The organism is Sphingomonas panni (assembly GCF_022664435.1).
GTDB lineage: Bacteria > Pseudomonadota > Alphaproteobacteria > Sphingomonadales > Sphingomonadaceae > Sphingomonas > Sphingomonas panni.
This window is the reverse complement of record NZ_JAKREU010000006.1, coordinates 109,917-123,001: the sequence shown is the minus strand read 5'-3', so window position 1 is coordinate 123,001 and position 13,085 is coordinate 109,917. Positions and strand designations below refer to the sequence as shown.

Annotated in this window: 12 protein-coding genes; 6 read left to right on the top strand and 6 right to left on the bottom strand. The window is 67.6% G+C overall.

The window, feature by feature from the left end; genetic code table 11:
* Window positions 1-257: 257 nt before the first annotated feature.
* Complete coding sequence (locus MF609_RS20075) at window positions 258-1,607, top strand: PAS domain-containing protein (protein WP_419723080.1); 1,350 nt, start codon at window positions 258-260, stop codon at window positions 1,605-1,607.
* Window positions 1,502-2,839: an ATP-binding protein gene (locus MF609_RS20070; protein WP_422920952.1), complete on the top strand. Its 1,338-nt coding sequence runs from the start codon at window positions 1,502-1,504 to the stop codon at window positions 2,837-2,839. Before MF609_RS20075 ends, MF609_RS20070 begins: the two co-directional genes overlap by 106 nt.
* Here MF609_RS20070 and MF609_RS12865 read toward each other — a convergent pair.
* Window positions 2,806-3,207 carry a YbaN family protein gene (locus MF609_RS12865; protein WP_242416695.1) on the bottom strand — a complete coding sequence of 134 codons (402 nt, stop codon included), beginning with the start codon at window positions 3,205-3,207 and terminating at the stop codon, window positions 2,806-2,808. The two genes, MF609_RS20070 and MF609_RS12865, sit on opposite strands and share 34 nt — an antisense overlap.
* Before the next feature lie 289 nt (window positions 3,208-3,496).
* On the bottom strand, window positions 3,497-4,363 hold the full coding sequence (gene bla / locus MF609_RS12860) for a subclass B3 metallo-beta-lactamase (RefSeq protein ID WP_242416694.1): 867 nt from the start codon (window positions 4,361-4,363) through the stop codon (window positions 3,497-3,499).
* 106 nt (window positions 4,364-4,469) lie between these two features.
* Here bla and gcvA point away from each other — a divergent pair, with 106 nt between their 5' ends.
* Both gcvA and MF609_RS12850 read left to right on the top strand, forming a co-directional pair.
* Window positions 4,470-5,360 (top strand): transcriptional regulator GcvA, encoded by an 891-nt coding sequence (gene gcvA, locus MF609_RS12855; protein WP_242416693.1) that lies wholly within the window; start codon window positions 4,470-4,472, stop codon window positions 5,358-5,360.
* A 337-nt stretch (window positions 5,361-5,697) separates the two neighbouring features.
* Window positions 5,698-6,294, top strand: coding sequence for a cell wall hydrolase (locus tag MF609_RS12850; protein ID WP_242416692.1), 597 nt, complete (start codon window positions 5,698-5,700; stop codon window positions 6,292-6,294).
* Window positions 6,295-6,547: 253 nt separating this feature from the next.
* On the opposite strand, the gene MF609_RS12845 is transcribed toward MF609_RS12850, so the two are convergent.
* Genes MF609_RS12845 through MF609_RS12830 form a run of 4 tightly spaced genes read right to left on the bottom strand, consistent with a single transcriptional unit; the run spans window position 6,548 to window position 10,522 of the window.
* Window positions 6,548-6,895 carry a hypothetical protein gene (locus tag MF609_RS12845; RefSeq protein ID WP_242416691.1) on the bottom strand — a complete coding sequence of 116 codons (348 nt, stop codon included), beginning with the start codon at window positions 6,893-6,895 and terminating at the stop codon, window positions 6,548-6,550.
* 13 nt (window positions 6,896-6,908) lie between these two features.
* Window positions 6,909-8,315 carry an MBOAT family O-acyltransferase gene (locus MF609_RS12840; RefSeq protein WP_242416690.1) on the bottom strand — a complete coding sequence of 469 codons (1,407 nt, stop codon included), beginning with the start codon at window positions 8,313-8,315 and terminating at the stop codon, window positions 6,909-6,911.
* On the bottom strand, window positions 8,316-9,587 hold the full coding sequence (locus MF609_RS12835) for a GDSL-type esterase/lipase family protein (RefSeq protein WP_242416689.1): 1,272 nt from the start codon (window positions 9,585-9,587) through the stop codon (window positions 8,316-8,318).
* A complete protein-coding gene (locus MF609_RS12830; RefSeq protein ID WP_242416688.1) occupies window positions 9,587-10,522 on the bottom strand; it encodes an SGNH/GDSL hydrolase family protein in 936 nt (311 codons plus the stop codon). Before MF609_RS12830 ends, MF609_RS12835 begins: the two co-directional genes overlap by 1 nt.
* 440 nt (window positions 10,523-10,962) lie before the next feature.
* Here MF609_RS12830 and MF609_RS12825 point away from each other — a divergent pair, with 440 nt between their 5' ends.
* Both MF609_RS12825 and MF609_RS12820 read left to right on the top strand, forming a co-directional pair.
* Window positions 10,963-11,394, top strand: a complete 432-nt coding sequence (locus tag MF609_RS12825) for a TadE/TadG family type IV pilus assembly protein (protein WP_242416687.1) — start codon at window positions 10,963-10,965, stop codon at window positions 11,392-11,394.
* Between the two features lie 4 nt (window positions 11,395-11,398).
* Complete coding sequence (locus tag MF609_RS12820) at window positions 11,399-13,039, top strand: pilus assembly protein TadG-related protein (RefSeq protein WP_242416686.1); 1,641 nt, start codon at window positions 11,399-11,401, stop codon at window positions 13,037-13,039.
* The last annotated feature ends 46 nt before the right edge of the window (window positions 13,040-13,085 follow it).

The following is a 13,085-nucleotide window of genomic DNA, read 5'->3' as shown; positions in this document are numbered from 1 at the left end:
CCCGGGATAAGTTCGAGGTGCAAACGCCGACGACAGGATTTTCGTTGCCGTAGCGATACGACGCGAACCGCCCGGCGTCCCATCGAAAGACACCGCTTCGCAGAACGACAGGGGCCCGAACCTGCGCTTCCCGCGTTGTCCGTTTGGCATAGTTTATTCGAAAGGTCGTTTGCGTTATCATGCCACCGCGCATCCATGGAAAGCCGGCAGGGTCCGGTCGATCCCGAACCGCGTCGTTGCAGGATATATCGCCATCCATGTCGGACCTACGCCTTGTCGAATGTCAACGGGATCCGAGGGACTATGCCTTCCTCGCCGGCGGGGGCGATTGCGCGGCGCTGATTGCCGATCTCGACTGGGGCGGCACGCCGCTTGGCCCGATCGCCGGCTGGCCGCAAAGCCTGAAGACCGCCACCGCATTGTTGCTGCGGTCGCCGGTGCCGATGGTGATGCTGTGGGGTGTCGACGGCGTCATGCTGTACAACGACGCCTATTCGGCCTTTGCCGGCGGACGGCATCCGCAATTGCTGGGGTCGAAGGTCCGCGAGGGCTGGCCCGAAGTGGCCGAGTTCAACGACCATGTGATGCGGGTCGGGCTGGCCGGCGGCACGCTGCGCTATCAGGATCAGGAGCTTACGCTCGACCGATATGGCCGGCCGGAACAGGTGTGGATGGACCTCGACTATTCGCCGGTCCTCGACGAAGCGGGCGAGCCGGCGGGCGTCATCTGCATCCTGGCGGAGACGACCGACCGGGTGACCAACGCGCGACGGACCCAGTTCCTGCTGTCGCTCGCCGATGCGTTGCGGCCGCTGGGCACGCGCAGCGAGATCATGCAGGTCGCCGCCGATCGGCTGGGCCGGTGGCTGAACGCGAACCGCGCCTTCTACGCCGAAATCAGCAGCGAATTGCTGATGACCGTCGACTACGACTATTGCGACGGCGTGCAGTCGCTGACCGGCGCGCATTCGCTGGCCCCGTTCGGTACCGGCCTGCTCGATGCCTATCGCTCCGGCGTGCCGATCGTCATGCCCGACGTGCCCGGCAACGCGCAGCTGAGCATCAGCGCGCGCGAAGGCCTGGCGGAGCGGCGGGTCGGCGCGTTCATCGACGTACTGCTGTTCGACAAGACCGAACGTGTCGGCGTGCTGGCCGTACAGTCGGCGACGCCCCGCGCATGGACCTCGGCCGAGGAAAGCCTGGTGCAGGAGGTCGGCGAACGGGTGAAGAGCGCAGTCGAGCGCGCCCGTGCCGAGGAAGAACTGCGCCAGTTGAACGAAACGCTGGAGGAACAGGTCGCGGTCCGTTCGGCCGAGCGCGACCGGCTGTGGAACCTGTCGCAGGACATGCTGGCCCGCGCCGGCTATGACGGCATGATCTCGGCGGCCAGCCCGGCCTGGTCGCGGGTGCTGGGGTGGAGTGAGGCCGAACTGCTCTCTCGCGGCATGTCGGCTTCATGCATCCCGACGACGAGCCGCATACCTCGGCGGCGATCGCGCAGATGGCGCAGACCCGCCGCCCGACCCGGTTCGAGAACCGCATCGCGACCCGCACCGGCGGATGGAAGCATATCGAATGGACCGTGGCTCCCGAGGCGGACGGGCTGAATTTCGTGGCGGTCGGCCGCGACCTGACCGAGGCCAAGGCGCGCGAGGCCGATCTGGAGGTCGCGCGCGAAGCGCTGCGCCAGAGCCAGAAGATGGAGGCGATGGGCAGCCTGACCGGCGGGGTCGCGCATGATTTCAACAATCTGCTGACGCCGATCATCGGGTCGCTCGACATGCTGGTGCGCAAGGGCGTCGGCACCGACCGCGAACGTCGATTGATCGAGGGTGCGCTGCAATCGGCCGAACGGGCGAAGATGCTGGTACACCGCCTGCTGGCCTTTGCCCGTCGCCAGCCGCTGCAACCGACCGGGGTCGATGTCGCGAAGGTGATCGACAGCATGACCGGGCTGATCGAATCGACGATCGGCCCGACCATCACGGTCGCGGTCGAGCTGGACGAGCTGCCGCCCGCCCATGCCGATCTCAACCAGCTGGAAATGGCGCTGTTGAACCTGGCGGTGAATGCGCGCGATGCGATGGCGGATGGTGGCACGCTGACCATCGGCGCTTGTCGACGCAGCGTACAGGCGGGCGAGGTCGCCGGGCTGGCGCAAGGCCATTATATATGCCTGAGCGTCGGCGACACCGGTTGCGGCATGGACGAAGATACGCTGCAGCGTGCGATCGAGCCGTTCTTCTCGACCAAGGGCGTCGGGAAAGGCACCGGTCTCGGCCTGTCGATGGTCCATGGTTTGACCGCGCAGCTGGGCGGTGGACTGACCATCGACAGCGCGCCGGGGCGGGGCACCACCATCTCGCTCTGGCTGCCGGTCAGCATGGTCACCCCGTCCGGCGAGGAACGACCGGCGGAACAATCGCCCTTTCCGACCCGGCTCGGCACTGCACTGCTGATCGACGACGAGGATCTGGTACGGATGAGCACCGCGCATATGCTCGCCGATCTGAGCTACAACGTGGTCGAGGCCGCGTCCGCCGAGGAAGCGCTGCGCCTGATCGATAACGGGCTGGTCCCCGACGTGCTGATTACCGATCACCTGATGCCGGGCATGAGCGGGGCGGATCTTGCCCGCCGTCTGAAGCACAGCCATCCGGCGCTGCCGGTGCTGATCGTGTCGGGCTATGCCGACGAAAGCGGGATCGATGCCGATATCCCGCGCCTGACCAAGCCGTTCCGCAATGCCGAACTGGAGCTCTGCCTGACCGCGCTGACCGCGCCGGTGCTGACGTTCGATCCGGGTCAGCCGGTCGGGGCGGGCCGGGTCACGACATAGGCGGCACAGCCCGCCATCAACGCGCCCACCGCCAGCGCGAGGGCGACGCCCGGCCGCGCGCCGAGGAGGAACAGGGCATAGCCGCCGGCGATCCCGCTGCACGCCATCACCTTTGCCCGCCGCCCGATCGCCCCGTCGCGACGCCACGCCCGCAGCGTCGGCCCGAAACGGGGATGGTCGAGCAGCCACCGCTCCAGCCGGGGCGATCCCCGCGCGAAGCAGCCGGCGGCGAGGATCAGGAAGATCGTCGTCGGCATGATCGGGAGCAACGCGCCGATGAATCCCAATGCCACGCACAGCCAGCCGAGCGCGATCCAGCCCCAGCGCGAAACGCGGCTGCGCTGGGACGGAGGCGGGGTGGACGACATCGCCGCCACCCTATCGCGGACGACGGGGTGGCGATAGTTCGAACGCGCGCAGCCGCCCCGGACCTGCTCCGGTATGACGACCACGGCCGGCGGGTCGACGAATCACAGGACCGATCGACATTCGGCGACGGTCGTGCATTTTCGTCCTTCCCGTGCAGGCGGGAATTCATAACCGCCGACGTTTCGGCCGGTTTCGCGACGCTGGCGCCTATGGACTCCCGCCTACGCGGGAGTGACGACAGGGATAGCATAGTCGTCCCGCGTCGAGGGAGGTGAATGTCGATCGGCCCTACCCCGCCTTGCGCCGCGCCTTCGCAACCTCCGCCTCGAACGCCGCGCGCTGCTCCGTGACCATGCGGGGCAGCAGGCCCGGAGCGACAAAGGCATCGGCCTGCCCCGCGTGGCGGCGCGCGCCGCGTTCGATCACGTCCGCGCTCTCCGGATGGCCGGGCAGGACGATATCGGCGTGCATCGTCGCCAGTTTGGCGAAAGTCCGGCGGAAATCGGCGACGATTCCCGGATAGCCGCGATTGCCGAACAGCCGGTTGCCGGCCACGGTGATGCTGCACGGAAAGAAGACCCGGCGCAGCCTGCCCACGTCGCGCGCGACCATCGACCAGCTGGTGCAGCCCGGCGTATGGCCGGGGGTCAGATGTGCGGTAAGGGCCACCTCGCCCAACCGTACCACCTCGCCATCGCCGATCACCTTGTCGACCTTCACCGCCGGAAAGCGCCGCACGCCGTAATCGACGTCGCTCTGCGGGATGCCGCGCTCCAGCGCCGGGCGGTCCGCCGCGCTGGCTAGGAAGCGCGCGCCGGTATCGCGCCTGATCCCGGCGATGCCGCCAACATGGTCGTCATGGGCGTGGTTGCTGACGATCAGCCGGACGCGATGCAGCGGCACGCCGACCCGCCGGATATTGCGTTCGATCAGCGCCACATTGCGCTCCATCGGCCCGTCAATCAGGATCGCGCCGTCGCGCGACACGATCAGATAGGCTGCCAGCCCCTTCGTCCCGACATAATAGAGATTGTCGGCGATGCGGAACGGTTCGGTCGGCATCGTCCATTCCGGCGGATCGGCGGCCAATGCCGGCCCGCTGGCCAGCACCGCTCCCAGCGCCAGCCATCCCCTGAAAAATCCGCGATATCCCATATCCGCCATCCCTTCGCGTCATATCGACGGCACCGCAATTGACGCGAATGCAGCCGGCCGACAAAGGATCAAATCTCGGTTCGATCCTTAGGAAATCTCAGGCTCCATGGCGCGCGTACCGGTTCCGCTCAATGCCCTGCGCGCGTTCGAGGCGTCGGCGCGCCACCTCTCCTTCACCCGTGCCGCCGACGAACTATGCGTGACGCAGGCGGCGGTCAGCCATCAGATCAAGGCGTTGGAGGCGCGGCTGGGCGTCGCGCTGTTCCGCCGGTCCAATCGCGGGCTGCTGCTGACCGACGAGGGGATGGCGCTGGCCCCGACTTTGGTCGAATCCTTCGGGGCGATCGACCGCCTGTTCGACCGGTTCGACAGCGGCGGCGTGGCGGAGGTGCTGACGGTCAGTGCGGTCGGCACCTTCGCAGTCGGGGCGCTGCTTGAACGGCTGCCGGCGTTTCGTGCCGCCTGTCCGGGGATCGACCTCAGGCTGCTGACCAACAACAACCAGGTCGATCTGGTCGCCGAGGGACTCGACTGCGCGATCCGCTTCGGTGACGGCGCGTGGCATGGTGAAGCGGCGGATGCGATCTGCCCCGCGCCGCTGACGCCGCTATGTTCCCCGGCCGTCGCGCGGACGCTGCGCAGTCCGACCGACCTGCTCCGCCGGACCCTGCTGCGCTCCTATCGCGCGCAGGACTGGCCTTCGTGGTTCGCCGCGGCGGGGCTGGAGGTCGGCGCGCTGCACGGGCCGTTGTTCGATTCGTCGCTGGTGATGGTGCAGGCGGCAATGCTGGGCGAAGGGGTCGCGCTCGCGCCGAGCACGATGTTCCGGCGCGAGCTGGAGGGCGGCCGGATCGTGCGTCCCTTCGCCGTCGAGGTGTCGAGCGACGGTTACTGGCTGACCTGCCTGAAATCCCGGCCTCCGGGTCGGGCGATGACGGAATTCCGTCGCTGGTTGCTGAACAGTTTCGCCCAAGAACGCGGCGAACAGCGGCAATAGTCCGAACGAGTCGTGACCGGCCGATCCTAGCGACGATTCGCGACAAAGCGGCGACAGGAACATGGTTTCTACGTTTTTACGTTCGATCGATTTGTCGTTTCGGCCATGGATTGATCGGATGCCACGAACGGTTCGTCGCCGATGAACGGTGCAAACGTTGACAGTCCGTCGCCCAAAGCAGAAGGGACGTCCCAGTTTTTAGCCGGTCCTGCGATCCGCCCTCTTTTCAGAAGCGGAAGCCGGACGGCGAGACGTGGGGGATCCCGACGGCCGCTTCTTTTTGTCCGCGTTTCTGCGGCCGATGGCGGGCACCCTCGCGCACAGAAGATGCGTTGGAATGAACAAGCGTTGGTCCGTATTGGTGTTGTGGAGCCTGACGGCGGCAAGTGGCGTAGCGAGCGCCCATGTCGCGATGAACACGGATCCCGAACTCCCGGTCGCTCAGCAACCGGCACCAGTCGCCCTCGCTGCCACTCCCGTTACCTTCGCAACGCCGACCCCGGTGGTGCAACCCCTCCCCGCCCAGACCGACGAAGCAACGGACGCGACCGAGATCGCCGATGCGGACGTCGCCGACCTCGACAAGTCGGAAATCGAATGCGTCGCCAAGGTGGTGGTGCATGAAGCCGGCAACCAGCCGCATAAGGGCCAGCTGGCCGTCGCCCAAGTCATCCGCGCCCGCATGAAGAGCGGCCGTTTCGCCCCCAGCGCCTGTGGCGTCGTCAAGCAGCGCGGCCAGTTCTTCAACGTCGATGCCTACGACCCGCCGCGCAACAATGGCCGCTGGAACACCGCGGTCGACATCGCGAAGCGCACGCTGGCCGGCAAGGGCGAAGACGTTGCGCCGGGCGCGCTGTTCTTCCATTCGGCCGGTGCCTCGTTCCCGAAGCGCACCCGCGTCGCGCAGATCGCCGACCACACTTTCTATCGCTGAACCGTTTCCGGCCTCGGCCAGGAAATCCGCAACGCCCGCGCCGAGCCTCGCTCGCGCGGGCGTTGCTGTTTGGGGCGTCCGCGCTTGCCGCGCCGTTCCAACCAGACCCGTTTGCTTCGAGCGCAGGTTCGAGCCTGTCGAGAACCGATGTCGAGAAGGGGTTGTGGCAAACGAACCGTTCTCGACGGGCGCTTCTCGACAAGCTCGAAGCTGCTCGAACCAAACGGTATCAGATGATGGAACGCTGCACGCCCTACCGCGCGCTGCCGTCCTCGCCGGGCTGCTCAGCGCCGAACCGCGCCGCCTGCGCCGCTTCCCACCGGCGACGCACCGCCGCACGCGGCGCATCGAACCCAAGTCGCTCGGTAAACCCCGCCCATGCGGCGATCGGCGCACGCAGCGGCTCGGTATAGGGCGATGGCGGCAGTTCGTCGAACCACGCGGCGATCGCATGGGCGTTGAACAGCGCCAGGAACATCGTCGCGGTAGCGATGATCGTCGTCATCCAGCGCCACGGCCGAACGGCATCCACCGGATCAGGCGCGACCTGCACCGGCGATCCCACCTCGACGATCTCCCCCTGTTCGGCACCTGTGGTCATGCGCGGCTCCGGGTCAGAACTGGTAGTAGATGAACGGCGCGACCCCTTCGGGACGCATCGCGTCGACGATCAGGATCAGCACGCCGAGCGACAGGCCGATGACCGGCGCGGCGTGGTGGCGCACCCGCGCCGCCAGTTGCTGGAGGATACCCGCCGGCGCCGCATGGATGGCGAGGCCTACCGCGACCAGCACCAGCGACAGCGGGGTGACCAGCGTATTGCGCCAGTCGCCGGCGAACAGCTGCCCCAGATAGGCGAATGCCTCCCCCTCCCCCTGCGCGCGGAAGAAGATCCAGCCCAGCACGACGACGTGGAACGTCAAGAGGATACCGGCCCAGCGCGGTGCCTTGGGCAGGCCCGTGGGACGGTGGCGCGCCCAAAAGCGCTCGATCGCCAGCCATCCGCCGTGCAGCGCGCCCCAGATCACGAACGCCCAGCTGGCCCCGTGCCACAGCCCGCCGAGCAGCATCGTCAGGAACAGGTTGAGATAGGTGCGCACCGGCCCCTTACGGCTGCCGCCCAAGGGGATGTAGAGATAGTCGCGCAGCCAGCTCGACAGGCTGATGTGCCAGCGCCGCCAGAAATCCTGGAGCGAGGACGCACGGTAGGGCTGGTCGAAATTGCGCGGAAAGGTATAGCCCAGCAGCGCCGCCAGCCCGATCGCCATGTCGGAATAGGCCGAAAAGTCGCAATAGATCTGCACCGCATAGCCATAGGCACCGATCAGCAGGTCGAAGCTCGAACGGCTTGACGGATCGAAGAATGCCGGATCGACCAGCGCCCCGGCCAGCTGCGATGCGATGACCGCCTTCTTGAACAGGCCCCACAGGATCAGCAGAAGCGCTGCGGCGACGGTACCGCGATCGATCGTCGGGACGCGACGGAACTGCGGCAACAGGTCGGCCCCGCGCACGATCGGCCCCGCGACCAGATGCGGAAAGAACGACATCAACAGCGTCAGATCGAGCAGGTTGGCCGCCGGGATGCGCCGACGATGGACGTCGACGAGATAGGAAATCGCCTGGAAGGTGAAGAACGAGACCCCCACTGGCAACACGACCTGCAACAGCGGCAGATCGCGTCCGAACCCCAGCGGGGTCAGCAATGCGGCCAATTGTTCGAGGAAGAAGCCGGCATATTTGAAATAGCCCAGCACTCCCAGATTGGCGACGACGCCGACCGTGACAAGCGCGCGGCCGGTGCGGTCGTCGTCACTGCGCACGATCGCCTGTGCCAGCGCCCAGTTGACGAAGGCGGAGACGAACAGCAGCGCGACGAACCGCGCGTCCCATGCGCCATAGAAGAACCAGCTGGCGAGCAGCAGCGCGATCTTGCGCCATTCGTTCGAGCGTCCCAGCGACCAGGTGATCGCATAGACGACAAGGAAGAACAGCCCGAAGCTGAGCGTGGGGAACAGCATTTAGCGCGCCGTCGTCGGATCGGCCGGGGTCGACCAGCCGGACTGCCCGGCGGACCCGACCAGCCGGGTCATCGCCGCGTCCAGATCGGCCTGGAGCAGCCGGGCGATCTCCGCGCCGCCGCGGCTGGTGAAATGGACGTGATCGCCGCGCATCATCGGGCTGGCCCCTTGCGTCCAGCCATCGGCGACGCAGCGGCCGCCCATGCGCTGTGCCCAGTCCCAATAGGCGATGCCGAACGCCTTTGCCTGTCGCCGCTGGATCGCCTGTACCGACGCCAGCGCGGCCGTCGGACGCCATTCGCCGCCCGACGTACACGGGCTGCTGGTACCGCTCTCTCCGGTCTGGAGCGAAGGCAGCTTCGTCGCGGAATCGGGTGCGCCGACCAGCAGCATCGGCACGCCCGGTGCCAGCCGCTTCAGCCGCGTCAGGTCTGCGCGGAGCGTCGCTTCATAGGCGCTGGCCGAAAAGCCCGGTCGGAACGCTTCGTTGGTACCATAGGCGATAACGATCAGGTCGGGACGATACACTGCCAGTTCGGTCGTGACGACGCGGTCGTCGGTGCGGCCGAAATGCATGAACTGCGCACCGACCGTGCCGAGGTTCGACAAGATCACGCCGCCGCCCGCGCGCCGTTCGGTACTCCAGGAGGTGATCGTCACCGGTCCGTCGAGGACGGTCGCCGACGCGATCGTCGCCTCACCATTGCCGTCGAGCGTGCGACAGCGGCTGCCGTTCTGTGCACCTTCCAGCGGCCAAGAGACGACCGCCGCGCCGAGGCTCAGCTGCAGCGATCCCTGCCCCGGTCCGCTGAGCGCACACACGGTCAGCCGGTCGAAATCCCGGCCGTTATCGGCGCTGAGCGTCAGCGTCGCGCCCGGCTGCGTGCTGGTCAGGCTGTAGCCGCTGAGGCCCAGGCGAACATTGCTGTTCGGCGACCACGCCGCGCCAAAAATGCCGTTGACGCTCCAGCCGATCGACTGGCCCGCCGTGATGTCGCGGGTCAGATAGCCGGCATAGGGCCGCCCGGGCGGCAACGCCCCCCGCCCCGCCCGGCCATAGCGCGTCTGCAACAGCGTCCGCCAGCTGCCGGTGATCTGGTCGCCTGCGGTATGGCTGTCGCCGATCTGCAGGATGCGGACCGGTTCGGGCGCACTGCGCGCGGTGGAGAGCTTCTCGAGAAACGGCCGCAGCCGCTCCGCGTCGCACAACCCGCCGATACAGGCGTTGGCGGTTGCGGCCTGCGCCAGCGCGATGGCGAACAGCGCCGACATCAGCGTGCCGTCCCGGTCGCGGTCGGCGTGGGCGTCGGCAACGGACGCCCCGCCTCGCGCCGGGCGCGCTCGGCGTAACGGCGCAGGTCGTTCGCGACGCTGTTCGTCAACCGCTGATATCCGACACCGATCATGTGCAGCCCGTCACCGGTACGCATCAGCACCGGCTTGCCGGTCTTCAGGTCGGGCAGATACGCGTTGTACTTGCCCTCCGCGTCCAGCGTCAGCGGGCGGGAGTCGAGGAACGGCACGCCCAGCCGGCGCATATGTTCTTCGTAAAATGCGTCCATCGCCTGCATATCGGCATCGAGCTGGGGATCGCGCATTACCGGCAGGCCGACCCAATAGACGACCGCGCCGGTCGAGCGCAGCGCCGCCACATAGCTGTCGATGCGGTCGCCGATCACCTGTTTCCAGCCATCGCTCATCAACGGGTGGAGATGACCGTCGGCAAACACCGCCTGGTTGTCGTTCGCGCCGAAGCTGATGACGACGGCGTCGACCGGCTGGGCCGCGAGCTGTTCGCGCGCGCGCTTTTCAAGGTCGAGGACGCGGTAACGCGTGAAGCCGGTCGCTTCCTTCGCGAATTTCAGCACCTCGAACCCGTCTTCCTTCGGCAGCTGGCGGTAGAGGGCATCCCAGATGCCGTTGCCAAAGCTGTCACCGAATACACCGACGCGCAGCACGCCGTCGCGCTTTACCCGGCCGACCACCCGTGGATCGATCGGGCCGTCGACGGTGCGCGCGACGCCGGCCGGGGCAGCGGGGGCGGCGGGTGCGGCATCGGTACCGGTCGACGACGCGCCCGGTGCGACCGGCGGCACCGGCGAGGCGATCGGTGCCGTCGGCGATCCGGGCAGTGCGATCCGGCCGCTACCGGCAAAGGACAGGCCGACGACGAACCCGGCGATCAGGCCGAGGACCAGTACCGCCATCCGGTCTCCCAGCCACCATAGCCCGGATTCCGTCGTTCGATTGGCAGCAGTCACGTCTGGATACCCGTTCACATCTGGGACGGCCCGCGCGGATGCGGGCGGATCGATGCAGCGGGTACCGCGTCGCGCGTAACGGGGCAAGCGGTGGCCGGGCACCCACGCGCCGTGGTGCCGCTTCGCCATGACGGACCGTGCGCGACTCCCTCGCGAACGACGATTTCGCGCCACACGACCGGACGCGCCGACGTGCCGCAAAATACGTTATTTCGCAGAAGGTTAATTGCAACCGGCAGGTTACCGGCCTGCCCTATCCTGATGACAGGGAGGATCGGAGCATGATTGCCAGCTTCTGCTACCGCGTATCGGGTAACAGGGTCGCACCAGCCAAATCACGTCGCTTGGGAGGTTCGAGCGGCACTCCGGCCATCCTCCTGCAGCAATTGCGTAAATTCCGTATCGTCCGCGATGTCGCTCGCGCGCTGCGCGACGGGCGGGGCACCGCGATCATCGAACTCGCGCTGGCGCTGCCGATCCTCGCCCTCTTCCTGTTCGGCATCGTCAGCGGTGGCAGCTGGCTGGCCATGTCGCACGTCGTGCAGGAGAGCGCGAACGAAGGCGCGCGCGCAGCGCTGGCCGGGATCACTGCCGCGGAACGCGCCACGCTGGCGCAGCAGGCCGCCGTCACGACGCTGGCGCAGAGCTATGGCATCCGCAGTGACGCGTTGGCGGTGAAAGTCGAAGACGATGGACGACAGATGACGGTGAAGGTCACCTATGACGGCTCGACCAATCCGCTGCTGAAGCTGCCGATCATGCCCGCCGCGACCCGCACCATCCAGCGACAGGCCAGCGTCGTGCTGGCGGGGTTCTAGGGCGATGGCGGGGGGGATGGTGCGGCGACTGGTAGGTGCGCGCGACGGCAATGTCGCGATGATCCTGGCCGGCGGGCTGGCGATGCTGACCGGTACGGCGGTGCTGGGGGTGGATACCGCCACCCTGTATCTGGAGAAACGCAGGTTGCAGGGTGCGGCCGATGCCGCGGCGCTGGCGGCAGCGGCCGATCTCGACAATGCGACCGCGCGGGCGCAGGCGGCGGTGGCGCTGTCGCCGGACAATGCGACGCGGCTGGTGACGATGATGCCCGGCCGGTTCAGCCGCGATCCGCGGCTGGCAGTCGATGCGCGGTTCCTGGCGAACGGAACGCCGGGGAATGCGGCACAGGTCGCGCTGCAAAGCCGGGTGCAGCCGATCTTTGCGCAGGTGTTCGGCTATCGCGACATCACCATCGATGCCCGCGCGACGGCGGCGCGCATAGACCTTGCCGGATTTTCGATCGGGACGCGGCTGGCATCGGTGCAGGGCGGCCTGCCCGGTGCCTTGCTGTCGCAGCTGGCGGGCAGCGAATTGTCGCTGTCGGTCATGGATTATAACGCGCTGGTGTCGGGGCAGGTCGACCTGCTGAAGACCGCCGAGTTGCTGCGTACCGGCGGCAGCGTGCAGGCGCTGAGCTTCGATGAGGTACTGGCGTCCGATATCGCCCTGCCAACGCTGGTGACGGCGATGGCCGGTGCCACCACCAGCAGCGCCGCCGCGCAGGTTCTGCGCAGCGTCGCGGGCAAGCTGCCCAATCGCAACGTCCGGCTCGACACGCTGATCGACCTCGGACCGCTGGGCAGCCGCGGTGCCGCCGATCCCACGCGCCCGGTACCGGTCGACGCCTATGCGTTCCTGCGCGAGGCGTTGCAGCTCTCTAGCGGCACGCGGCAAATCCAGAGCGCGGTCGATCTGGGCATTCCCGGCATCGGCCAGGTCAAATTGTGGCTGCAGATCGGCGAGCGACCCGCCGGTAGCCACTGGCTATCGGTCGGCGAGGCGGGCCAGACCGTCGTGCGCAGCGCGCAGACGCGGCTGTGGATCGACGTCGCATTGCTCAACGCGCCGCTGAGCCTCGGGTCGGTGCGGGTACCGATCTTCGTCGAACTGGCGTCGGCGGAGGCGCGGCTGGCGCAGATCGGCTGTCGTGGAGGCCCCGCCAATGCCTTGGTCGCACTGGACGTCACGCCATCGGTCGGACGCGCGGCGATCGCCGATCTCGACCCGGCCAACCTCCCCTATTTCCAGCAGCCGATGCCGCTGCGCCCGGCGCGGCTGGTCAGCCTGCCGCTCGTCACGCTGACGGGTCTGGCAGACGTGCAGCTGGGCGGGGTCAGCGCGCAACGGGTGAATTTCTCCGCGGCCGAGATCGACGGCAATGTCGTGAAGACGGTATCGACCAACGACATTGCCGCCGGCGTCGCCAGCAGCCTGCTGCGCACGATCGACATTCGCGCCAATGTGCTGGGCCTCGGCCTGTCGACCGGGCTGCTGACCAGCACGCTCGGCAATACGCTCAGCATCGCCGCTCCGGCGCTGGACCTGGTGGTGGGGCAGGTCACGGCGCTGGCGGGCGTGCATGTCGGACAGGCGGACGTGCGGGTCGACGGCGTGCGTTGCGGCACGCCGGTGCTGGTCGGATAGCGTCAGGTCGACGGTCGGGTGGCCGCCATCACGGTGCAGGCGACCG